The organism is Nostoc sp. DSM 114167, assembly GCF_052692655.1.
The window spans coordinates 7,519,068-7,542,674 of the sequence record NZ_CP195116.1; the positions used below are offsets into that span (position 1 = coordinate 7,519,068).

23 protein-coding genes and 1 tRNA gene are annotated in these 23,607 nt (G+C 41.0%); 12 read left to right on the plus strand and 12 right to left on the minus strand.

Features of this window, described 5'->3' with window-relative positions; translation table 11 throughout:
* Window positions 1–17: 17 nt before the first annotated feature.
* The gene (locus NSTC731_RS31545; protein WP_445628381.1) at window positions 18–818 is read right to left on the minus strand and encodes an RMD1 family protein; all 801 of its coding nucleotides are present in this window, start codon (window positions 816–818) and stop codon (window positions 18–20) included.
* 186 nt (window positions 819–1,004) lie between these two features.
* On the opposite strand from NSTC731_RS31545, the gene NSTC731_RS31550 reads away from it, so the two are divergent.
* From NSTC731_RS31550 to NSTC731_RS31560, 3 genes are all read left to right on the plus strand, one after another.
* Window positions 1,005–1,472, plus strand: a complete 468-nt coding sequence (locus NSTC731_RS31550; RefSeq protein ID WP_445628382.1) for a GNAT family N-acetyltransferase — start codon at window positions 1,005–1,007, stop codon at window positions 1,470–1,472.
* Between the two features lie 326 nt (window positions 1,473–1,798).
* The gene (locus NSTC731_RS31555) at window positions 1,799–3,283 is read left to right on the plus strand and encodes a CIA30 family protein (RefSeq protein WP_445628383.1); all 1,485 of its coding nucleotides are present in this window, start codon (window positions 1,799–1,801) and stop codon (window positions 3,281–3,283) included.
* A gap of 80 nt (window positions 3,284–3,363) precedes the next feature.
* The gene (locus NSTC731_RS31560) at window positions 3,364–3,711 is read left to right on the plus strand and encodes a hypothetical protein (protein ID WP_445628384.1); all 348 of its coding nucleotides are present in this window, start codon (window positions 3,364–3,366) and stop codon (window positions 3,709–3,711) included.
* A gap of 71 nt (window positions 3,712–3,782) precedes the next feature.
* Here NSTC731_RS31560 and NSTC731_RS31565 read toward each other — a convergent pair whose 3' ends face one another.
* Window positions 3,783–3,911 carry a hypothetical protein gene (locus tag NSTC731_RS31565; protein WP_445628385.1) on the minus strand — a complete coding sequence of 43 codons (129 nt, stop codon included), beginning with the start codon at window positions 3,909–3,911 and terminating at the stop codon, window positions 3,783–3,785.
* A 28-nt stretch (window positions 3,912–3,939) separates the two neighbouring features.
* Window positions 3,940–5,454 (minus strand): GH3 family domain-containing protein, encoded by a 1,515-nt coding sequence (locus tag NSTC731_RS31570; protein WP_445628386.1) that lies wholly within the window; start codon window positions 5,452–5,454, stop codon window positions 3,940–3,942.
* 391 nt (window positions 5,455–5,845) lie between these two features.
* Between NSTC731_RS31570 and NSTC731_RS31575 the strand changes: the two genes are divergently transcribed.
* Window positions 5,846–6,808: a PIN domain-containing protein gene (locus NSTC731_RS31575; protein WP_445628387.1), complete on the plus strand. Its 963-nt coding sequence runs from the start codon at window positions 5,846–5,848 to the stop codon at window positions 6,806–6,808.
* Window positions 6,809–6,959: 151 nt separating this feature from the next.
* Here NSTC731_RS31575 and NSTC731_RS31580 read toward each other — a convergent pair whose 3' ends face one another.
* Together NSTC731_RS31580 and NSTC731_RS31585 are read right to left on the minus strand one after the other, a co-directional pair.
* Complete coding sequence (locus tag NSTC731_RS31580; protein WP_445628388.1) at window positions 6,960–7,568, minus strand: acyltransferase; 609 nt, start codon at window positions 7,566–7,568, stop codon at window positions 6,960–6,962.
* Window positions 7,565–8,317, minus strand: a complete 753-nt coding sequence (locus NSTC731_RS31585; protein ID WP_445628389.1) for a sterol desaturase family protein — start codon at window positions 8,315–8,317, stop codon at window positions 7,565–7,567. The genes NSTC731_RS31580 and NSTC731_RS31585 overlap by 4 nt, the downstream gene beginning before the upstream one ends.
* Window positions 8,318–8,799: 482 nt before the next feature.
* On the opposite strand from NSTC731_RS31585, the gene NSTC731_RS31590 reads away from it, so the two are divergent.
* On the plus strand, window positions 8,800–10,482 hold the full coding sequence (locus NSTC731_RS31590; RefSeq protein WP_445628390.1) for a metallophosphoesterase: 1,683 nt from the start codon (window positions 8,800–8,802) through the stop codon (window positions 10,480–10,482).
* 427 nt (window positions 10,483–10,909) lie between these two features.
* On the opposite strand, the gene NSTC731_RS31595 is transcribed toward NSTC731_RS31590, so the two are convergent.
* Window positions 10,910–11,842 (minus strand): serine hydrolase, encoded by a 933-nt coding sequence (locus NSTC731_RS31595; protein ID WP_445628391.1) that lies wholly within the window; start codon window positions 11,840–11,842, stop codon window positions 10,910–10,912.
* Window positions 11,843–11,851: 9 nt separating this feature from the next.
* On the opposite strand from NSTC731_RS31595, the gene NSTC731_RS31600 reads away from it, so the two are divergent.
* The 3 genes from NSTC731_RS31600 to NSTC731_RS31610 all read left to right on the plus strand — a co-directional run bounded on the left by NSTC731_RS31600 (window position 11,852) and on the right by NSTC731_RS31610 (window position 15,029).
* Window positions 11,852–12,580 (plus strand): C40 family peptidase, encoded by a 729-nt coding sequence (locus tag NSTC731_RS31600; RefSeq protein ID WP_445628392.1) that lies wholly within the window; start codon window positions 11,852–11,854, stop codon window positions 12,578–12,580.
* A 14-nt stretch (window positions 12,581–12,594) separates the two neighbouring features.
* Window positions 12,595–13,608: a glycosyltransferase family 2 protein gene (locus NSTC731_RS31605; RefSeq protein ID WP_445628393.1), complete on the plus strand. Its 1,014-nt coding sequence runs from the start codon at window positions 12,595–12,597 to the stop codon at window positions 13,606–13,608.
* A 167-nt stretch (window positions 13,609–13,775) separates the two neighbouring features.
* Window positions 13,776–15,029 carry an MFS transporter gene (locus tag NSTC731_RS31610; protein ID WP_445628394.1) on the plus strand — a complete coding sequence of 418 codons (1,254 nt, stop codon included), beginning with the start codon at window positions 13,776–13,778 and terminating at the stop codon, window positions 15,027–15,029.
* 63 nt (window positions 15,030–15,092) lie between these two features.
* Here NSTC731_RS31610 and NSTC731_RS31615 read toward each other — a convergent pair.
* Window positions 15,093–15,166 (minus strand) — tRNA-Arg (locus NSTC731_RS31615).
* 34 nt (window positions 15,167–15,200) lie between these two features.
* On the opposite strand from NSTC731_RS31615, the gene moaC reads away from it, so the two are divergent.
* The 4 genes from moaC (at window position 15,201) to NSTC731_RS31635 (ending at window position 17,224) form a co-directional block, all read left to right on the plus strand.
* Window positions 15,201–15,707 carry a cyclic pyranopterin monophosphate synthase MoaC gene (gene moaC, locus NSTC731_RS31620; RefSeq protein ID WP_445628395.1) on the plus strand — a complete coding sequence of 169 codons (507 nt, stop codon included), beginning with the start codon at window positions 15,201–15,203 and terminating at the stop codon, window positions 15,705–15,707.
* A 337-nt stretch (window positions 15,708–16,044) separates the two neighbouring features.
* On the plus strand, window positions 16,045–16,302 hold the full coding sequence (locus tag NSTC731_RS31625) for a hypothetical protein (protein WP_445628396.1): 258 nt from the start codon (window positions 16,045–16,047) through the stop codon (window positions 16,300–16,302).
* Between the two features lie 118 nt (window positions 16,303–16,420).
* Window positions 16,421–16,729, plus strand: coding sequence for a DUF3181 family protein (locus tag NSTC731_RS31630; protein ID WP_445628397.1), 309 nt, complete (start codon window positions 16,421–16,423; stop codon window positions 16,727–16,729).
* 279 nt (window positions 16,730–17,008) lie between these two features.
* Window positions 17,009–17,224 (plus strand): acetyltransferase, encoded by a 216-nt coding sequence (locus NSTC731_RS31635; protein WP_445628398.1) that lies wholly within the window; start codon window positions 17,009–17,011, stop codon window positions 17,222–17,224.
* A gap of 85 nt (window positions 17,225–17,309) precedes the next feature.
* Here NSTC731_RS31635 and NSTC731_RS31640 read toward each other — a convergent pair whose 3' ends face one another.
* The 5 genes from NSTC731_RS31640 to NSTC731_RS31660 all read right to left on the minus strand — a co-directional run bounded on the left by NSTC731_RS31640 (window position 17,310) and on the right by NSTC731_RS31660 (window position 23,604).
* Window positions 17,310–17,792, minus strand: a complete 483-nt coding sequence (locus tag NSTC731_RS31640) for an ABA4-like family protein (protein WP_445628399.1) — start codon at window positions 17,790–17,792, stop codon at window positions 17,310–17,312.
* 391 nt (window positions 17,793–18,183) lie between these two features.
* Window positions 18,184–19,224: a cobalamin biosynthesis protein CobW gene (gene cobW / locus NSTC731_RS31645; RefSeq protein WP_445628400.1), complete on the minus strand. Its 1,041-nt coding sequence runs from the start codon at window positions 19,222–19,224 to the stop codon at window positions 18,184–18,186.
* A 361-nt stretch (window positions 19,225–19,585) separates the two neighbouring features.
* A complete protein-coding gene (locus NSTC731_RS31650; protein ID WP_445628401.1) occupies window positions 19,586–20,794 on the minus strand; it encodes an SfnB family sulfur acquisition oxidoreductase in 1,209 nt (402 codons plus the stop codon).
* A gap of 151 nt (window positions 20,795–20,945) precedes the next feature.
* Window positions 20,946–22,043, minus strand: coding sequence for a dimethylsulfone monooxygenase SfnG (sfnG, locus tag NSTC731_RS31655; RefSeq protein ID WP_445628402.1), 1,098 nt, complete (start codon window positions 22,041–22,043; stop codon window positions 20,946–20,948).
* 844 nt (window positions 22,044–22,887) lie between these two features.
* Window positions 22,888–23,604 carry a biliverdin-producing heme oxygenase gene (locus NSTC731_RS31660; protein WP_445628403.1) on the minus strand — a complete coding sequence of 239 codons (717 nt, stop codon included), beginning with the start codon at window positions 23,602–23,604 and terminating at the stop codon, window positions 22,888–22,890.
* Window positions 23,605–23,607: the final 3 nt, after the last annotated feature.

A 23,607-nucleotide genomic window follows, 5' to 3' on the forward strand; every position in this document is an offset into this window, starting at 1 on the left:
CAACCCCAAATTTCAGATTAGCTTTTGAAAAGGATGTCATAAAGTGACAGCAGAATCTCTACCACAATCAGAATCACCACATACCACTCTACTCGCTGACTACTGCTATGCTGCATGAACTCCAGCACCGTTTGAGCGGTTTGGGCAATTAGCTCTAGTTTACGTTCTAGAGCATGGTGACGTTCGCGAATTTCGTATTCATCCTCCAAGCGCAGATATAAGTTTTCTAGCTGTGGAGATTCCCAGAGCAACTCCGGCTTATCGATAATCTCTACTTGACCTACAATCTTATGTTGAACTAATAGGGTAGTTCCTAGTTGACGCAGTAATTCCCGGCTTTGTTGTCTACTTCTGTTTTCACGCTGGAGACTAGCTGCGAACGGTTCAATTTGATCGAATACAGTCGCTAGGCTGGTTTCATAGTGAGACAACACAACACTCTTGGCGAGAATATCAGCCACTATCTGCAAGCGTTCTATACTCAATTCATGCAGTAAAATTTTTCCTTCCTTGGCTCGTTCACTCTCACTAATACTGAGATGAACTTCTACCTCTTCTGTTTCTGGGTCGGCAAAAGGGCCGCTAATTTGAGAAGATAGTTTGGTCAAAAAGGCTACCTTTTCTCTCGGCTCAAGGTTAAACAGGACAACTGCACCATAGGCTAGCAATACTGCGTAGCCTTCTTCACCAACTCTAATTATTAGTGGCATAGTCGCCAAGGAAACGTAATTATCTAGTGTCTGTAAGTTAATACCTTTACCAAGGAACAGGGCCTGCGCTCTAAATCTATCTTTGTCATTAAAAAGGAGTTTTTGCATTATTGCCCAAAAGCTATATTCTGCCTGCTTTACTGCTCTGGTAACGATAGTAATTGATGCCTGTTGTCGGGATAACTACAATTTCAGCTTACCATTTCGTCTTTCCCCTACAGCCTACACCCTGTTTTGGTCAAAAAATTTCAACCAGTCAAGGTAAATTGGGACTGTCTAATTATTGCTGGATAGATGATACAGTCTAATGTCTCGTTGCCACCTGAGTATGTTCTTCGTAAGGCCAAGCCTTTTGATATGTGGTTAATAGTATTTTTTGTGTTTAAAGCAAAGCTAGATCCCAGTCAACTCAGATGGCAGCAATTTTGGGTCATTGAATGTGATGGGCATTTAGTAGCCTTCGGGCAGATCCGAAACTTTCACTTAGCACAAGAACTAGGTAGTTTATTTGTTGCACCAGCTTGGCGAAACCGTGGTTTGGGGACTGTTCTAGTGCAGCATTTAATTACTCAAGCTAGTCAACCGCTTTATTTAAAATGCTTAAAACATCAATTGGTGAATTTTTACATTCAAAGAGGTTTTGTATCCGTTAACTTTCAAGACTTACCACCATCCCTCAAGTCTAAGTTTGGACTATCTCAATTACGAAAGAGGTTAACAAAATCTTTTGTACTATTTATGAAGTATAAATATTCTAACTGAGCACTTATATATTCCCTCAATCCAGTGAAAGATTAGCCTATCCTGTAAGAGGCGCGTCCATGCTTCTCTAGATATTGCTGATGATACTCTTGCACTCTGAAGAAATGACAGCGTTTTTCAAGTAATTGAACTACACTACTCGTCACTCAATACTTTTCGGATAAATCCAACAATCTCTCTTTTGGTCTGGGTAAAGGTTAATGGGTTTGCGGGAAAAGGTAAATATCAAACCCTTTCCCTTTTCCCTTTCCCCCAAAACCCAAAAAGTATTGACTCGCTACTCCCTCTAAAATTGTTAGAGTAAATAAAGTTATGAGGACGCAAATATGACTGACAAAAATCGTTCTCAATGGGACTTAGGCAGGTTTATCGAAACCCTGACTTACTTTGAGGTAATTCCTTTCCTTAACTGGGTACAGCAATTAATCCAAGGTCGTCCTAAGGATAATCAATATAGACCCAATGGGGGAAGAAACGTGGGTGTAATATTAGTAGCAGGTGCAACGGGCGGTGTCGGTAAACGAGTTGTGCAGCGATCGCTCCAACAAGGTTATAAAGTTCGCGCTCTAGTTCGAGATATCGACAAAGCGCGGTCAATTCTTGGTAATGATATCGATTTAGTAGTTGCAGATATTACGCAACCAGAAACTTTAACTCCTTTAGTTCTTTCTGATATCCAAGCTGTAATTTGTTGCACAGCAGTACGCGTACAACCAGTTGAGGGAGACACAGCAGATAGAGCTAAATACTATCAAGGTGTTAAATTTTACCAACCAGAAATTGTTGGTGACACTCCCGAAAATGTAGAATATCAAGGAGTCAAAAACTTAGTTCAAGCGGCAGCAAAATATCTACCTCAAGCAAAGGAAAAACTAATATTTGATTTCACCAAGCCATCAGCAGAATTAAAGGATTACTGGGGAGCGCTGGATGATGTTGTCATGGGTGGCGTGAGTGCCAGTAATATCCAATTAGTAGAAAATACAGCTTTATTTGCGGGTAATGTTTCCACCGCTAACTCTGGCGGATTTGCTTCTGTCAGAACGAAGAATTTCGATCCACCTTTCAACTTATCTAGTTATGAAGGTGTGAAATTGCGTGTCAAAGGTGATGGTCAACGCTATAAAATCTTTCTACGGACAGATACAACATGGGATGGTGTTGGCTACAGCTATTCTTTTGACACCGTAGCTAATACCTGGATAGATGTTCATGTTCCCTTTGCAGATTTGATTCCCGTCTTTCGGGCAAAAACTGTCAAAGATGCGCCACCAATTGAGCAAAGTAGAATTTGCTCATTTCAACTGATGTTGAGCAAATTTGAACATGATGGCGCTTTAAATCCGAAATTTTCCCCAGGTAGTTTTACTTTCCAGTTGGAATCAATTAAAGCTTATGGGGGGGCAACTTTACCACAATTTATCCTCGTCAGTTCAGCAGGTGTCACTCGTCCTGGTCGTCCTGGCATTAATTTAGATGAAGAACCGCCAGCAGTGAAATTAAATGACCAATTGGGAGGAATTTTAACTTGGAAGTTGAAGGGAGAAGATAGTTTAAGAGAAAGCGGAATTCCTTATACAATTATTAGACCTTGTGCCTTAACTGAAGACCCAGGAGGTAAGGAATTAATATTTGAGCAAGGTGATAATATTAGAGGCAAAATCAGTCGTGAGGATGTGGCAGAACTTTGCGTACAAGCGTTAAAAATAGGAAAAGCATCTAACGTCACATTTGAGGTTAAGCAGGGAGAAAATACTGTCAATATCGATTGGCAGAGTTTATTTTCTAATTTACAACCAGATAAGAGATGAAATATCTACAGATTTTTAGTCTGTAAATTATCTCAACCAAGTCTGGTTAGATAGACTGTTCTAACAAGTCAGCTATTGGTATGAAAAAAATCAAGGTGTTAGTAATCGCCGGGATTTTAGCAACAATTATCTGGGGCAGTTTTTTTTCTAAAACTGCCTCATCGCAGCAAGTAGAGTCCCGCATCTACAATCTGGAAGCGGATTTGAATCGTGTTGAGTCGCGGTTAAATCAGCTAGAGTCTCAGTTAGGTAGAACTCGCCAGTCTCCATCTTCAAGAACAACACTTACCCCACGACAATCAACTGGTTCTAGAAGGAACTTATCACAACAAGATCCGATGTTCGATCGGCTTGCAACTTTGGTGATTGAATTGAAGCAACAAGTTAATAAATTAGAGGAGCGAGTTGCTAAATTAGAATCACGTTAAATATTTAATCACATTTTAAAAGGCTAGTACCGCAAGGCGGAATTAAAAATTAAAAATTAAAAATGAACACATTAAGGTGAGAGACGCGATGAATCGCCGAAGGTGAGAGACGCGATGAATCGCCGAAGGTGAGAGACGCGATGAATCGCCGTCTCTACAATAATCAGTTTTTCGTGTTGACGGCGATTTATAATTTTCATCAAAAAATTTTAACCGAACCGTATTGAGCTATTTTTGGACAATTTTCACCTGCAATTCTTGTAAAAGTTCAGTGCTAATGGGTGATGTTGCTAGAATTGGATGCTTAATACCTCCCCAAATACTTCCAGTGCGGATACGATGGGAAACTAATATTTCAGGAATTTGACTAGAGATTAAAACTTGTGGTGGTGTAAGTTGACCGATGGCTCTCGCTCTCTTGTAATGATACGATTCTGATAGAGCCAGATCCAGTTTTTGAGCGATAATTTCTGGGGTTTGTGTTGCCGAATCTAATAATAAAATATAGTGCGGAGGATCGGTAATTGGCATCAAACTTTTAAAATTAGTTTCTTGCAAGTTCAAGAGAGTTAGAGCATTATTTACAAAGGTTTCTTGCAACTTTTCGCCCACTAAATCGCTAACGGCTTGATGTCGTCCGAGAAACTCTAAACAGGGAGTGTGGCGATAGTAATGAGTTACCCGAATGCGATCGCCAATTCGATAACGATACAAACCCCCTTTTTGAGATAAAATAATCGTGTATTCCTTGCCAATGTTGAGTTCATGTAAACCATACAACGAACCAGTATCGTCCTCGAACTCGAAAAATACTTCATCGAGAACCGGCAGACATCCCCCAGCGACAATCAACGGAATCGTCATTGGTGCTTCCGTTGCAAGTAGTCCTTTACCTTGAACTAATACGTCTGGAAATTTTAATCTTAATCCTTGCGCTTGGTCTGCTGCATTGGCGCTATCCCAGCAAGAAATCAGCTTCAAATTTGGCCAGAGTTGCATCCAGGGAATATTACTTTCGCACAGGTGTTGCAACCGATGATGTGAAATCCGGTTGTGTAATTCTCCTCGTAATAAATCTTGATTTTCTTGAATATATTTTAAATGTACTTGTAGAAAACTAGGACTCCAAATAGAGATAATTTCTAATTTTTCAGCCTCTAATAATGCCAAAGCCAGTTGATGTTTAAATAAGTTCGCATCATGTAGCCGATTAAGTTTATTTGGTATCACCAACCAAGGACGCAAAAACCAACGCAACCAGCCATCTAAGTAATCTAAATCATCTTGTAAAGTTTGACTATCAGCTACATTTAATTGTGGCGAGATACAAGCATAAAGTTTGCCTGTAGAAAACTTCGGGCCATGTACAATCAGATCGTGTGCCCATACACAGAACATTTGATTAAACGATCGCCGCAAAGATTGAGTATAAGGAATCCATTTTACTGCTCCACTACTACCAGAGGTTTTTTCATAGAACAAAATAGGTTCTGGTGTCAGGGAAATTTGCTGATGTTTTTGATTTAAGTAGGGTTCGAGTGTATCATAATTTACAATTGGTACGCATTGCCAATCGTCTACAGAGTGAATCCCCAAAGTTTTACCATACTCGCTTTTGATTAGGCGATCGCAAATTTCCTTTTGTACAGATGTCTGCGTTAACTCTGGGTTATGCAAAGCTCGATCGAATCGCCTAGCCGCTGGTGCGAGAATTTGCCCAAAAAGCTGAATAATCGGACGCATTATAATTTTTAATGGAATGAAATGGTATTTAATATCTTAATTTGGATATTTATTATGTGGAAATTTTCGGTATATCAGCGAGTAATACACTGAAGATATTGTACTAGGTATAAAATTCAGTTACTATACGTAAATTTTCTATCTATTATACTTTTTCGGATAAAGTCCAGAAAAATTTTAGATATCTGCCTCAAATCAACTATATATACAGAAAAATTCTGTATATATAGTTGGATAGTGAAAATATCCAACTATATATTGATATTATGATTAAAATACTTCTTAAGTCTTTCCCTATCTGAATCACTTAGTGCAACATATGGAAATTTTCTGCATACTAATAAATAGTTATACTACCTGTCGTTTCTACTTTTTTTAGGTAATACAAGCAATGATCTTTATCGATGCTAACATACTATTACGCTTTTACAACACGAACGCACCTGAATTTAGAAAGCTCTTAGAAACACTCCTTAAGCTAAAAAACAAATTATTTATAACAGAACAAGTAGCAAATGAAGTTAGAAGAAATCGCCTAAATGTAACTCTTGTATCTGTTAATAATTATAGCGAAAAGCTTAAAATAAATAATGTAAGTATACCAGTTCATTTGACTGCTGCTACTGCTGGAACAACTGCACAAGACTGGAATGATGAGAGGAAAAAGCTTGAAAAAGCTGGGACAGATTTGAGTGAGAAATTTTCAAGTTATGTTCACTCATTACTTAGTAGTATTGAACATTCTGAGGATACAGTCACCCAAGTATTGGAAAAAATATTTGAGGATGCAATTAAGGCTAGTGATTCTCAAACTAAGCGTGCTGAAACAAGAAAAATGCTGGGTCATCCACCAGGTAAAACAAAGGATGCTATTGGTGACGAACTCTCATGGGAACAATTGTTAGATAGTTTTGATTACAGTAAAAGTTTGTGGATTATAACTGCTGATTCAGATTATTTCTCTAAATTCAAAGGCAAGTTGTATTTAAATTCATTTCTATATAGAGAACTTCGTCAAAAGTGTGGTGAAAAAGAGCTTAAATTTCATCTATATGACAGTCTATCTGAAGCATTAAGAGAATATCAAAAAGGAGAAGATTTAGAAATAGAGGACTTGCCTCCAGAAGAAGAGTTAAAGCAGATAGAAGAGGAAGAAAAGAGAATTATTGTTTCTCCTACTATGTCTAACTATCCCGATTTACAGATACAAAAAATAGGAGCTTGTCCTAGATGTTCAGTTAGAGATCAAATGGTTGGTCCTGCGGCTCTTATATCTAGATATGGTGGTCTTACAATGCAATATATTTGCATGAATTGTGGTTTTCACTATGATACAGGAGACTATTTAGATTAGGAGACAGGAAAGCAGTATAAAAATTTTCTTGCTCCCAACAATTGAAAACTTATCAGTGTAATCGCCGATCTTGTAGGGTGTATTAATGGAATGCAACGCACCTTGTAAGTTTGAGATAACACCGCTTTTTCCATCATTGCTACCTTACGAATTATTGCACCTTTTGATTAGGATAAAGGTTACTGGCTGCTGGTACATAAGAACCATCACCAATGACGACACCAGCAGCAAGATTAGATCCGGCTCCCACAAAAACATTGCTGCCAATCTTGACTTTTTTGACATACAACATTAAATTTTGCTTACGGGGTTTAATGACGTGAGAATAGATACCGACACGATGCCCGATAACGACGCGATCGCCAATTTCTAATAAACTGCGATCGGCAATTTCTAAACTTGGTGTCCAATAGACATCTCGCCCCACTTTAGCACCCCACAATCGCAACCAACAAGAAAACACCCCTGGAATCAACCGCAACACTGCTTCCAACACTGGAATTGCAATAAAAATTACTTGGATTTGATGACTACCCCACCAGGAATTATATTCTTTATTTTGTAGATAACTAATACCTTCCCGCACAGGATAAACCCATTCATGCAAGCGGTAAACTAGCACTGGTAGCCCATAAATAGAAAGGAACACCCCGAAAATACTGAAGATGTTGGGTGAATAAACGAGGTAGACTATTGCTGCCCCAGTTAGCAATAATACAAAGGCGGGAAAAAACAACAGAATTTTACTTAGAACAGTCATGAAAATGGAAATAAAAGTTTTTGGAACAAGTTTAATGAGCTAGAAATTCCGATTGTAGATGGCATTTTTTTGCTTTCATAATATGTCCCATGTAACTTATCCCAAATTTTTAGATTAGCTCCATAGTTATAATTGTGGATTTCACAGCAATGATGCCAAGCATGATCCTGTGGCAAGATTAACCAAGAAGATAAAAATTGATAAAACCAGCTATGTTCAGGAATTATCAAACGGCTATGTCGCCATAAATCTAAGGCAGAAGTTAGACTTACTCCAAGTACATAACCTGTAGGATCGGCTAAAAGATATAAAAATAAAGTGTGTATCCATAAATAAATAATTAACAAACTTGTCCAAAGTGTGTTGCGAGAAGTTCCTAGTACATCCATCTGAGTAACAGTATGATGAACTTGATGAACCTTCCACAAAAGTTTTGTATGTAATAAACGATGATTCCAATAATATAAATAATCAACTACAACAAAACCGATCAGAAAAGTTGGAATTAATGATAATTTTAAATCTCCTTGCTGAGTTGGTAATAAGTATTTATAAAGCCAATAAACTAAAGTAGCTTGTAGTAAGGGAATCAAAATTCCTTGAATCATTAGCCCTGTACCATCTAGTAACCAATCTTCATGGCTTTTAACTTGAAGTTGAGTTCTGCCAATTTGATTGCTAATAGTCCAACCAATTAATCCGATAAAAGAGCCAAAAATTAGTAGTTGTGAAAAAGTTTGTATTTCCACTTTTGATTACTCACACTGATATTAGACTTCTTACAAAAGCCGGGGTAAAGGTGAAAGGGAAAAGGGTAAAGAAACTCAAAATCCTCCCCTTTAACATGAGTCCCTTTTCCCTCTCTTGGAAAAATATATTTTTGCAAGAGACTTCATGAGTGGAACTCACAAGGAACAATGAAAATACTTCTTCCTGTTCCCTATTCCCTATTCCCTATTTTCAAGGCGGGTCTATTAAATTTAGCAACTAATTGTCCTGTCTGGTTTACTTGCTGCTGACGGTTGAATAAATCCGGTAGCTGCTGGAGTAATTGTTCGGGATTTTACACACATTTCCTATAATAAAATGCGTTCAGTCGGTGAATACCCTAAAATTTGGTGTGTTACTCATGCTCAGACACAAAAGCCGCCGAAAAATTTCCTCAGTAGCGATGCTTGTGCTTGTTATATGCTTTACTCTGGTAGGTGTGCGTTCATTTGGGCAAACAATTATGACATCAGCACCCCAACTGCTCACCGACCCATTTTTGCAATTGCCGACTGCAACTTCAGTGCAAGTAGTTTGGTTTACTGAATTTGCTGGTGTTAATCACATAGTAACCTACGGGGAAAATCTCAAACAAACTGCTAGAGCAAGTACTACCAAACTTAGTCGCACGCGTGAAGACCAACAATCAAGAGTTGCAAGCCAAAACCAAGACGGACAAGTTTATCAAAAACCCGTCCAAAGGGACATTTGGCGACATGAGGCTGAGGTAACTGGGTTAACTCCTGGTGTGCGGGTTAACTATCGTGTCACAAGTGTGCAAGAAGACGGCAAAAGTGTTGACAGTGATGTTTTCAGCCTTGCAGCTACTCCTAAATCAGATACACCACTTAAAATTCTACTGACCTCAGATCATCAATTAAAGCCGATGACAGCGGCAAATCTGCAAAAGGTGGTAGAAACAGTGGGACGAGTCGATGGCGTGTGGTTTGCCGGTGATTTGGTCAATGTTAGCGATCGCGCCTCAGAATGGTTTGATGATAATGGTGGTGGTGCGTTGTTTCCCGGTTTGCAAGGTCGTGCTAAACATGAAATGACGCACAATGGTGTTAAAACAATCTACACTGGCGGACAAATAATTCAACACGCACCCATGTTTACTTGCATTGGCAATCATGAGGTAATGGGGCGGTTTGCTAGGACAGGGAGTTTAAATGATGAATTTGATGATACAATTCCCCGTGTTGTTGCTCAAAGAATCTATCCAGATAAATCTTTAATCGATAATTCTTTTAATACTAATACCTATGAAGAGATTTTTTCTTTACCAAAAAGTAAAGAGGGTGAAAAAAGGTATTATGCAGTTAGTTTTGGTGATACGCGTTTGGTGGTACTGTACGCTACAAATATGTGGCGAACTCCCAAATTAGATGGAAAGTTTAAGGGTAGATATCGAGAAGCTGAAAAGGATTTAAATAATCCTGAAAATTGGGGTTATGGACAGGTGATTTATGAGCCAATTGCTAAAGGCAGCAAGCAATATAATTGGCTAGAGTCGGAACTTAACAGCCCTGAGTTTCAACAAGCAAAATACAAAGTTGTGATGTTCCATCATCCACCCCATACTTTGGGTGATAATATAGTTCCTGCTTATACAGAGCCAGTACAGATAATTGAACGGGATAGCGACAATATCAAAGCAGTGCGTTATGAGTACCCAAAAGACGCAGATTATATTATCCGCGATGTTGTCCCAATACTTGAAGCGGCTAATGTGCAATTGGTATTCTATGGACATTCTCATTTATGGAACCGCTTTGTTAGTCCCAGTGGAATGCACTTTTTGGAAACCTCTAATGTAGGCAATACTTATGGTGCTGCTTGGGGTGACAGAAAGCGAGAAGTGCCAATTGGATATCAAGAGGATTATGTTAAGCTTGGCGATCCCAATGGGTTAGAACCGATAGTGCCAACAATTGCCCCTTTGCTGGGTGAAGATGGAAAGCCGATGCCTTATATTGCGAGTAATGATATTACGGTTTTTAGTATTTTTGATACGGGGACAGGTACGGTAAGTAGTTATCGTTTTGATACTCGCAAGCCTGATTCGGAAGTATTGAAGTTTGATGAATTTAAGTTGAAATTGTCATCCTTACCATTACCGCCTGGGAATAAATTCCCAGGCTAATAGCTAAAGTCCTCTCAAGAGGACTAAATACCAATACAGTTCAGTTAAGCATTTCTTTCTTCTCTCTGCGTCCTTCTCTACGAGACGCTGCGCGAAGGCGTTCTTCTCTAACGAATAGATGGCTATCAATACGGTTCGGATAAGCATTTTGAACTCAAAATAGGGTTTGGAGAAAAGGGAAATGGGTTTGCGGTTAAAGGTTTTTTATTCCCCTTTACCCTTTACCCTTTCCCCTTTAACCGAACCGTATTGAGATGGCTATCATATCTAAAATGGAGAATTTCAGTCCACTTGAGTGGACTTTAACTATCAGCCCAGAACTGAAGTTCTGGGCGGGATATTGGGTGAGCGCAATACTTTGACTGTTACAAAAATATGGCTAACGACAAATAAAAAATGGGGTATCTCTTCTGCGTAAATCCTAAGATTATAGACTAGCGATCGCTTCGGCAACTCGCCTAGAAACAAAAGGCAAAATATCCCGACTTTTAGCCTGGGCTTTCCCTTCAGTAAATACCACTAAAAGATAAGGGCGCTGTTCTGGTAATTCAATATACGCTGCATCATGGCGAACTTGACTTGTCCAACCTGCTTTTGACCAAATTTGAGCATTTTCAGGCAGTCCACCGCCTAAGAAACCTGTCACCTGATTTTCCTCGGTGTCAGTGGGCAAATCTTTGAGAGGACGTTTCAGTAAAGCCATCATGGCTTGCGATCGCGCGCTTGAAACTGCCACTCCACCTACAATACTATGCAGTAACCTAGCGATCGCATTTGTGGTTAACATATTGCGATTTTCTAGTAACTCTCCCACAAACGCCCGTTCCCGCCCATAAGGGCCATCACCCCAAGTTTTTTGACAGACGTTAATTGTCTCCAATTCTTCCCAAGCTAAAGATTGGTAATAGCGGTTAACAATATTACGCTGATATTTCCAGGTTTCAAAGGGCCCAATTGGTAATTCTGGCCCTGATGTAGTGCCACTCAAAATATCCACAACCAAGCTGGTAGCATCGTTACTAGAATCGACAATCATATCCTGCAAAGCTCGCTCTAACTCCTTGGAGGTTTGACTCATACCTTTTTCTAGCCATTCGTTTACCGCTACCAGGTAAAATAGCTTGACTACACTGGCAGGATAAATCCGCTCAACACCGCGATAAGTGAAACCACGAACTGGGTGATCCCAAAAAGCGTTGGGAGTCAGCGCCCCACCAGTATTTACTCGCACTGGTGGATCGTAAACAACCCAAGTCAAGGCAATTTGGTTTCGCGCTAAGGTTGGAAATGCTGCCCAAGTTGCATCTAAAATGCCATTACCAAGATTCTCTAGTTGTTCGTCTTTATTAAAAAAAATCATTCTCTGATAATGTCCTTTAATCTAAAATCCAAAATGGTTCGACCGAGCGAAGCCGAAGTTCAAAATCCAAAATCAGGGGAGTATCAGTGTTTAGCTGACCTGAATTTATATGATTCTCCTGAATGTACGCGTTTAGCAACTCAAGCTGCATCTGGGAGACATTTGTGGCTAACATCAAATCATCAAAATTCGGCGGTTGAGGTGTATTTATGTGAAGATGACTATCCGGGATGGCTATCTGTTTCAGATTTTGATTCATTACAATCTGCTACTGTACCTTATCAGGCTGCAACATTTTCTGAATCGGAGATTAAAAAACTTCTAGCAGAGATTATCGCCTTTACCCAAAAAGCGATGCAACAATCAAATTATTACCTTTGGGGTGGTACGGTTGGGCCAAATTATGACTGTTCTGGGTTGATGCAGGCGGCGTTTGCTTCGGTGGGTATTTGGCTACCTAGAGATGCCTATCAACAGGAAGGATTCACTCAACCAATTACGATTGCAGAATTAGCAGCCGGGGATCTGGTATTTTTTGGAACTAGGCAAAAAGCCACCCATGTCGGGCTTTATTTGGCGGATGGTTATTATATCCATAGTTCTGGGAAAGAACAGGGACGGAATGGGATCGGAATTGATATTCTCTCGGAACAGGGAGATGCAGTTAGTCAGTCGTACTATCAGCAGCTGCGAGGTGCTGGTAGAGTTTTTAAGAGTTACGAACCACAGAGACGCTGAGGATGCTGAGGCTTATGAGGAGTGGGTTGATCGATCAAGGGGTAATGGGGGAAAATGGGACGATTTCAGCAATTGTTCCAGATGTTTCGGTGGTAGTACCAATACATGACGAGGTGGAGAGTTTGCCGCTTTTACTAGAAGCGATCGCCTCTACTTTATCTTCTAGTCAGGTAAATTATGAAATCATTTGTGTAGATGATGGTTCTACAGATGGTTCTGGGGATTTTCTTAAAGAACAGGCGCAAATCCGCACTGATTTAAAAGCGGTGATTTTGCGCCGCAACTACGGACAAACTGCGGCGATGGCTGCTGGATTTTATTATGCAGTCGGTAAAGCGATCGTTACTTTAGATGCCGATCTCCAGAACGATCCGGCTGATATCCCGATGTTATTAGCAAAGCTGGACGAAGGTTACGATTTGGTGAGTGGTTGGCGACAAAAACGCCAAGATGGGGCTGTAAATCGGTTACTTCCTTCCAAAATTGCCAATTGGTTAATTCGCCGCACCACTAGCGTGAATATTCATGACTATGGTTGTTCGCTGAAAGCCTATCGTGCAGAACTGTTGGCAGATATGAACCTCTACGGAGAATTACATCGATTTTTACCCGCTTTGGCGTACATCGAAGGAGCTAGAATTACCGAAATACCTGTACGTCATCACGCTCGCCGCTTTGGTCGTAGTAAATATGGAATTTGGCGGACATTCCGGGTATTGATGGATTTGTTAACCATTCTGTTTATGAAAAAATTCCTCACCCGCCCGATGCACGTTTTTGGGCTGTTGGGCTTGATTTCCATGTTTTCGGGAACTGCGATCGGAATTTACTTGACTTTCGTCAAATTGGCTTTAGGTGAGATGATTGGCAATCGCCCTCTGCTGATTTTAGCAGTTCTCTTGTTACTAACAGGAGTGCAGTTGTTTTGCTTCGGACTTTTAGCAGAATTGCTTATGCGTACATACCACGAATCCCAAGGACGGCCTATCTATCGCGTGCGAGAGGTGGTAACAAAAAATGTTAAGTAACGTAACAATTGTTATTGGGAATTGGGCATTGGGCACTTGTACTGAGCGTAGTCGAAGTATTGGGCATTGGGCATTGGGGATGAGTACATAAATATTGGTTTACTCCTAACTCCCACCTCCTAACTCCTAACTCCTAACTCCTAACTATTTATTGACATCCATCTACCTTGAAAGCATTTAATACCTTTGACGCCCAACTGCGGCGTAACCTGCTGATTTTATTTACGGCAGGTTTATTATTCTGGTCGAGCCTGTCTTCGCTTTTGCCAACTCTACCGCTTTACATCGATGATGTGGGCGCAAGCAAGCAAGAAATTGGTCTTGTTATGGGCAGTTTTGCCATTGGGTTATTGTTATCTCGCCCGATGCTGGGACGGTTAGCTGATGAACGCGATCGCAAAATTGTCTTGTTGATTGGTACGATCGTAGCTGCGATCGCACCTTTTGGTTACTTGTCAACTAAATCAATTGGGCTGTTGATCCTGGTGCGGATTTTTCACGGCATTAGTATTGCTGCTTTTACCACTGGCTACAGTGCCTTAGTTGCAGATTTAGCACCCGCCGAGACTCGTGGTGAAATCATTGGTTACATGACCCTAGCAACTCCTATTGGTTTAGCAATTGGCCCTGCCTTGGGTGGGTATTTAGAAGCTACAAGTGGTTACGGAATATTATTTCTGTTATCCGCCGAATTGGCTTTTGTCGCCCTCTTGGGGATTTTACAAGTTACGAATCCGCCAGTGCAAACGCCGGAGCAGACAGAGGGAGAAGATCGCAAATTTTGGCAAATTTTGTTCAGCCCACGGGTGAGAGTTCCAACTATAGTTATGTTGCTGGTTGGTTTGTCTCTTGGTGCTGTACATACCTTTGTGTCGTTGTTCCTCAAATCCACTGAGATGGACTTCAATGGCGGACTATTTTTTACAGCTGCGGCAATTTCTAGTTTTAGTATCAGGATATTTGCTGGCAAAGCAAGCGATCGCTTCGGGCGTGGTTTGTTTATTACCTTTGGGATTTTTTGCTACATTTTGGCGTTAATACTGCTGTGGCAAGCTGACAGCGCGATCGTTTTCTTACTGGCTGCGATCGCTGAAGGTGCTGGTGGTGGTACACTGTTCTCGATGATGATTACCATGATGGCAGACCGTTCGCTGCCGCAAGAACGGGGGAAAATTTTTGCTATCTGCATAGCTGGACTCGATTTAGGAGTTGCGATCGCTGCTCCTCTTTTGGGTATCATCGCAGAACTTGTAGGCTATCGCGATATGTTTGGCTATGGTGCTGCGATGACTTCTCTAGCACTTATCCTCTTCCTCACCCGTTCGAGCAAAAACTTATCCAACTCACTGCGCTTTGCACTAGGTCTAGCTCCAGATGCCTATGCCTTGAAAAACTTAAAAGTTAGGAGTGATGAAATTTAATTCCTCACTCCTAACTTTCAACTCTTGTAGAGACGCGATTAATCGCGTCTCTACTTTTAAAAACGGGCGAGGAGGGATTCGAACCCCCGACACCGTGGTCCGTAGCCACGTGCTCTAGTCCACTGAGCTACACGCCCTCACCGACAATCTATATTAACATGTTTTAACCAAATGGCGCAAGATAATTTTCCAGCTAATTTTGCTTCCTTAACCCATCTAGATCCCCAAGGACAAGCACAGATGGTTGATGTGTCTGATAAAACACTTACCATTCGCCAAGCAGTAGCAGCTGCCAACGTGCGAATGCTACCAGCCACCTTCGCTGCCATTCAAGCCGGAAATGTCCCAAAAGGGGATGTGTTGGCAACTGCAAGATTGGCTGGGATTATGGCAGCCAAGCAAACAGCCAATTTAATTCCTCTGTGTCATCCGTTGCCTTTGCAAAAAATCGCAGTCGAAATCATACCCGATCCCCAACTACCGGGTTATCAAATTCAAGCCGCAGTCAAAACCAAAGCTGAAACCGGTGTAGAGATGGAAGCCTTAACTGCCGTTTCTGTCGCTGCCTTGACTTTATACGATATGGCCAAAGCTTTAGAAAAGTCGATTCAAATTGAATCAATTCGTTTAATAAGTAAGAGTGGCGGGAAATCAGGAGATTATTTGTCGGCAGAGTAATAAGCTATTGGGCATATTAGGTGACAGGTGACAGGTGACAGGTGACAGGTGACAGGTGACAGGTGACAGGGAATAATAGACCTCTTGCAAAAGTAACTTTTGCAAGAGGGGTTAAAGGGAAAAGGTCAAAGGGAAAAGGGTTTTTATTAGCCCTTTCCCCTTTAACCCTTACCCTTTTCCCCACTTTTGCAAGAAGTCTAATCTGTACCCTGTACCCTATTTCCTTCTTCATCTCCACTTGCAATTCAATTATGACTGGTTCTAGAAGTCTAATAGCAACGACTGCACTAAAAACCTTAGAATGAGTAGGGTGTATTTAAATCTGTAACAAATATTTATGCCTCCTCGTTGGCCTCGCAAACCCGATCGCAAAGACCCTGATTACCGCAAGATTGATGACCGAATGAATTTTGCTTTGCATGTAGCGATCGCTGCTACGATTAATTCTGGCTTATGGTTTTTTCATATTTTGAAAAGCACTACCTGGGACTGGCTGCCATTGTTTACTGCAAGTTGGACAGGAATAGTATTAGTGCATCTGATTTATATTAGTGCGATCGCTAATTACAGCGAAACTCCACCTAAATCCACCTGAAGACGGATTACTGATGCTGGGGCGATTGTAACCTGTGGTAGTAGAATCAGCCTATTAATTGAGCGATAATGTAAAAAGCTTGAGATTTCGCACTTTTTCTTAACGTAGGGTTATTTTTATGGCAAAGACTAACACCACAGAACTACTGGAAGCCCTAGCAGCTGAAATTGGCGAAAATGTCTACATAGACATTGCCAAATGGCATCTTTATTTATCTAATGCCAAACTGCACACCCTTGTTGCTGAACAGTTGTATCCCTTAATTACTTCCAACAATGTAAGTGAAGATCGAGTTTTAAACGTCTTGAAATCAATTACAGTCAAAATTGGCGGCGGTAGAAGCGAACTACCTTTAAGTGATTTACTGCCACTGCAATGCCAAGTAACATTAGTTGATATTTTAGAAAAATATCAACGCGAAATCTAATATCTACAACCAAGATTATTTGAATTAGACAATTTTCTCGGTCAGTATTTCCTGATTGGATTTGAAATGCTGAATTGAGGATTATTTTGTTGCGCCAATTTTATAAAGATAAAAACCGCAGAGACACATAGATAAATTTGGTGTAATTTATGTGTTCATATCTGGTAAAAATTTCCTTTAACAATTAAGGAATCTCGACCTTCTAAATTGGTTGAGACGAGAATGAGTTTATCTTAAACTTGCTCTTAACTTTCATGCAAACTTATTGAGGCGATTTCTATGCTTTTACAAGTCAAAGATAGTGGTGAATTGGTAAAAATTGTTGAAATTCAGGAATTAATTGACCCGAATACTGATGTTGTTCGGGCAAAAGACCAAGAAGGTCAAGAAGAACAGCAACCTGAAACTTTTAAAAAACAAAATCTTGTTTTTCCTTCAGGTGAAGTTCTACCACGCTGCTGGATAGATGCTGACTATAGACACGGTAACAGTTAATGATTTAAAAATGAGATAATTGGTAAGGGAAGTAAACTATTAGCAATTATCATTAATAGGGGCGCACAGATGTGTGCCTCTATTGCTATGTGGTAGTTGATGGTACTTCTTGTTCTGCTAATGTCGCCTTTTCATTCTGCTGAAACTTTGGGAAAAATCTCTTAGTAATCCAGTCAGTTAAAATGTGAGATAGTAATCCTAACGGCCCAGCGAACAAAGATAAAGCCAGAGAATGAATTGTCCAAACACCTGTTTTCTGTCCTTCCCAATAAATCCAGCGACCGACGAATAAATCCATCACTAAAAAATGAATCCAACCTGTTGCCGCAGCTGTTTCATCTGCAAAAAACCGTGCAATATCAGCTAATTGAGGATTCGATAAAGCTTGAGCATTTTCTGGAGTAATGCTGTTAATAAACAAATATAAATATGTTCCTGCTAACAGCACAAAGGGCAGATATGATGACATTATCCACCGTGTAAATTTCCAGTTCGGCAATAAAATCATCAACGCCCAAAATGGCAAAACGAAGAGGTTGGCAACGTTAAATATTTGAGAAATCGTCATATATTTGTAAAGTGAAGGTTGAGGATTTAAGTTAGGAGTTAGGAGTTAGGAGTTGAGAGTAAAAAATTCCGAGCTTTGAGTTATTGGTATTATTTTTGATTTGGAGTTAACTAATACACAATAGCGGCATAAATTTACCATTATAAGTTGCTATAAGCCGCATAAGAATCGATAGACAATGGTAAAGTTTCCTTGTTAAAGGCAGGCAAACTTCCAATACGGTTTGGTTAAAGGGGAAAGGGGAATAAAAAACCTTTAACCGCAAACCCATTTATCTTTTCCCCAAACCCTATTTTGAGTTCAAAATGCTTATCCGAACTGTATTGGGTAAACTTCCGCCACAGTGTATTAGTTCCACTTAACTCCTAACTCCTAACTCTTAACTCCTAACTTATAAAGCTACAAGCTGTGATTCAATTTCTGAAGAATTCAAATCACGTCCGATGAAAACTAAGCGCGTCTGCCTAGCTTCTTCTGCTTTCCAGGGGCGATCGTAAAATTTATCAAATCGGGTTCCCACGCCTTGCATCACTAAGCGCATGGATTTATTAGGCACTGCGACAAAGCCTTTAATCCGATAAATTTCTTGTTGTTGTACCAATGTTTGCAACTGCTGTTGCAACTTTTCGGGGTCAAAGGTACGATCCAAAATTAAATTAGCTGAAGTAATTTCTTCATCGTGATTGTGGTCTTCTTCGGTATCGTGATGACTAGGACGAGAATCTAAATTGTCTTCAACTGCCGCTTGAAATCCTAATAATATAGATGTGTCTAGTTGAGAACGGTCGCTCTCGACAATTTTCACCACTCTGGGCAACTCTTGCTTAATCAATTCTTCAACTCTGGCTTTTGTCTCTGCATCTACCAAGTCAATTTTATTTAACACCACCAAGTCTGCACAAGCAAGTTGGTCTTCAAACAATTCTTGCAAGGGTGTTTCGTGTTCTAGATTATCATCTGCTTGTCGCTGGGCAGCGATCGCCTCTGGATCGCTAGCAAATGTCCCGGCTGCAACCGCCGCACAATCTACCACGGTAATCACCGCATCTACAGTGGCGGCGTTACGAATTTCCTGCCAACGAAAAGCTTTCACCAGCGGTTTTGGTAAAGCTAAACCAGAGGTTTCAATCAAAATGCAATCGATGCTATCTCGCCGCTTGATTAACTCTTGCATCGTCGGGTAAAACTCTTCCTGCACGGTGCAGCATAAGCAGCCGTTGGTTAATTCAAAGATATTAGTGTCACCATTACCATCTTCAGGGCAAATTTGACAAGATTTTAACAATTCACCATCAATACCGAGTTCGCCAAATTCATTGACTAAAACGGCAATACGCCGTCCTTCGTTGTTTTGTAGCAAGTGGCGAATTAGGCTGGTTTTTCCACTACCTAAGAAGCCTGTGATTACTGTGACAGGAATTTTCGTAGCCATATTTTTGCCTGATTTACTCAGTATGGTAAGTTTTACGGGTTACAAACTTAAATACTGAGATTAAGCTTGGTTTGAAGATTTACTTAGTTATTTTAAGCTGAAAGTCTATGGTAAACCTGAAAATATTCCCGTTTTTGTTGAGTTTAGGTTTGGCTTTAATTTTGCAAATCATTGTGGCACAAACGGTAGAGGAGTTGGAACAAAAAGCAACATCTGCCGAATAAGTGAAAAATTATGAAGAAGCCGCTAATATTTGGCGGAGTTTGATTGAGCGGGATGCCAAATCAATAAATTTATCAGGGGTAAAGCATTCTGGTAAATGTTAATTCTGAAAGCTTCACCCCAGTAGAAAATCCTGCAATTACAACCAAGGATGGCGCGGGGGATAGACACCGTTGAGGAAGTAGTTACCAACAGCGTAGTATTTCCAACGCACGGGATCGTGGAGTGTGTGAGCGCGGGCGTTTCGCCAGTGGCGATTGTAGTTGAATTGCTCCAATGTGGATTTAGTACCTGCTAGTTCAAACAATTTGTTGGTAGCTAGTAATGCTGCTTCGGTGGCTAAGGCTTTGGCTTCGGCAACTGCAATTGATGCTTCAACTACCTTGGGTTCTTCTAAGCCTGACTCGTTGGCGATGTCAATAAATTCGCCTGCACGACGCAGTAATGCTTCAGAAGCGTGAACCTGAATTTGGACATTGCCTAAGTTATAGAGCGTCAGGGGGTCTTCGTAGCCTTTTTCTAAATTGCTGTCAACCCAAGGGCGAGTATGGTTGCGGACAAAGTAGATGGTGTCACGGACTGCGGCTTTAGCAATTCCCACGTCTACGGCGGCTTGGATGATTTGGGCGATCGCACCCATTGGTGTTGCTCTCTCAAAGGCTAAGTAGTGCGGAATCACGTGTTCTGCCTTAACTTTCACATTTTCAATAATGGTAGTGCCGCTAGCAGTGGTACGCTGTCCGAAGCTTGTCCAATCATCAAGTAGGGTTAATCCTTCGGCATCTCTTTCGACAAATGCCACCACTGTCCTACCCTCTGGATTACTGGCAATTACAGGAACCCAATGTGCAAGTAATGCCCCAGCAGAGTAGTATTTGCGTCCGTTGAGTACAAAGTCAGAGCCATCTGGTGTTAATTTTGTTTGGACATCAGTCACAGACTTAGTGCCAATTTCCGAGAAGGCGTTACCAAAGCGCTTACCTTGTAGAACCAAATCAAAGAAGAACTTCTTCTGCTCATCTGTACCATCCAACCGGACTGCTTCGACCATATAGAGGTGGTTTTGGGGAATTTGACCGAGGCTAGAATCAGCTTCGGAGATGATTTTAACTACTTCTGCGAGAGTGGCATTCGATACAAAAGCACCGCCATACTCTTTCGGGACTGTAATTCCCCACAATCCGCTCTGGGAGAACTTTTCTACTTCCTGGGCAGGTAAACGCCGATTTTGGTCGCGTTCTGAGTCTCCCTTGGCAAACTCAGCTGCTAATTCGTGAGCGATCGCGATCGCTTCTTTGTCATCTTGAATAATATGCGCCTTCTGGTCAGCATCAATTACTGATGTCATAGTAAAACTCCTTGATTGTGATTGAGTAACTCATAATCGCCACTACTATGAGACAGCCTTTGGATTTTTCTTAGTGCCGTTCAGATATAGCTGTTATCTACAACAGCTTCAATCCACAAAACCCGCTCCTACAGAGTATGTTGCTGTTAATCTACACTCCAACCAACTCATCAGCTGTCCGAGGATTAGCTTTAAATTGGCGCACAATTGGTATTACTGTCTTACCAAATGCTGGAAGATCATCTGTGTAGTGTAAGAAGCCACCAAGAATTAGATCGACTCCCGCTTCATGGAACTGGCGAATCTTCTCAGCTACTTGTTCAGCCGTGCCAATCAACCCCGATCGGAAGCCATCGTTATACTGCACCAAGTCTTCAAAATTGGAATTCGCCCACATTCCCTGACGTTCACGAGTTGAAGCTCCCGCCTGTTTCACCGCTTCGCCAAATCCTTTCACCGCTTCCACATCAGCTTGGGCAATAATATCGCGCAATACTTCATGCGCTTCTGCTTCCGTATCTCGCACGATGATAAAGGAATTCAAACCAAACTTAATTGTGCGTCCTTCAAGACTCGCTAATTCAGACACCTCTGCAATCTGCTCTTTCACGCCTTCTATGGTATTGCCATTCATGAAATACCAATCAGAGACGCGGCCAGCCATGCGCCGCGCTGCTTTGGAGTTACCACCTTGGAATATCTCCGGGTGAGGATTCTGATTAATTGGTCTAGGCTTCACCCAACCGCCGTTAATGCGGTAAAAGTCGCCTTTAAAGTGAAACTCATCCTCAGTCCACAAACCTTTGAGAACGCGGATAAATTCTTCTGAACGACGATAGCGTTCGTCATGGTCTAACCAATGTTCGCCATATATAGTGAATTCATCTTTGAACCAGCCGCTAACTACATTCAGAGCAAACCGACCGTTAGAGAGAAAATCAATACTAGCACCCATTTTGGCAACTACTCCCGGATGCCACAATCCGGGGTGAACTGCCGCAATTAGCTTTAATTTCTTGGTGACTGGAGCCAACGCTGATACGGTTGTTAATGCCTCTAGCTGGTACTCAGCGCCGTAGCTGGCGATAAATCTGGCTTGTGCTAGAGCGTATTCAAACCCGACTTCTTCAGCTGTTTGAGCCAGTTGAGCATTGTATTCGTAAGTCCAATCTGTCCGTTGGGGAATTTTACTAACAACTAACCCCCCGCTAACGTTGGGAATCCAGTATGCAAACTTAATATCTACCATAATTGTGCGTTTGTAATTGAAACTGCTTGGTTATTTCTCTCACTTTGCAAGTGATGTAACAAAGCCTAATTTGTCATCGCTAACAAATCAGCTAAAACTCGATTGGGCAAAATTTTAGTCAAAATCGAAAGCTTGAGAGCGGCTGGAAACTACTCTGAATTTACAAGTAGACAATTTTCTGATGGTGGTAATATATCATAAACCTATCGTATTACCGTAGTTTTAATGAATCAGATTTGAGCGCGACAATTTTTTCGATGTCGTGACTCGATATACTTAAATTCCATTTCCGTATTCCATTTTGGAATACTGCCGACTTTTGCTGAGTATTTAATTATTTTATATTTGCTGCTTATCAGCCCGATTCAGTCAGAACTCGACAAAGCATCGATACTATTCCATCTCGCGAGCGATAAATGCTTCTCGTGTATCATCTGCAACTATACACAACAGAAATAAAAAGAGGGGAAAAGGTTAAAGGTTAAAGGGAAAAGGGATGAATTAGGTCGCGCCACTTGCGGGCGAGGTTTTTACCTTTTCCCCTTCCTCCTTGTCCCTTCCCCTTCTTAATAAATGTGCTAGTGTAAACTACTAAACTAAAAAATATTTCACAATTTGGTTGGGATCTGAATTCAGATACTTATCTTCCCAATTCCCAATGAAATCAAAATTGAGGGGCAATTTCCCCATGCTTGCTTTCACATCTCAAAAGCAGTCACAAGGCTATTGCCCCTAAATATTTTGAGCGTCGATTGCTCTTTCGCCAGAAACACCTATGAATTATCCTTCATCAGGCTATCTGAATTTATGACTCCACACACCAGACTCCGCAATCTCAACACGATTACTCAGCTGTGACGAGTTCAGTACTACCACGTGTACGACGCCGTGTAAGACTATTATACAGCATCACACCGATCGCCTTGATCAAATTACCTTCCAATTCCTGGAACAGCTTCATGTTCGTACCAAAGGCGGCGTTAGCTTCATCAACGATGCGATCGGTTGCCGCTTCGTCAAGGGGTAATTCATCCAAAATTTGCCGATATTTGGCTTTAAATGCCTTCTCATCAGGAATTTCTGGAAACTCATAAAAGGCTGTACCTTGTCCATCAGACAAATTCATTGCTGTAACAGCAATATTTTTTAGAATTTGTCCCCCGGATAAGTCACCCAAGTAACGAGTGTATGAATGAGCGATTAACAATTCCGGTTCTGTAGCAGATATTTCTCGGATGCGCTGTACATAAGCTTCACCTGCGGGAGATAGTTTGATTTGCTCTCTCCAGTTTGCACCAAAGTAATAACTTAGGTCTTGCTCTAAGCTATGCTTGCGGTTTAGCTGAGGAAAGTTAATTTTAGAAACTATTGGGTGCTGGCGGTGCTTTTCCATCTCCTCTTCCATCGCTGAGTAGACGAAGTAGAAGTTAGCAACAAGTTTCCGGTAAGAGTTTTTTTCTACTACTCCTTTTAAAAAGCACTTGACAAAACCAACATTTTCTGCCATTGTGTGGGCTTTCTTAGTGCCTACACGTAATTTGGTTGCTAAATTGCTGCTCATGCT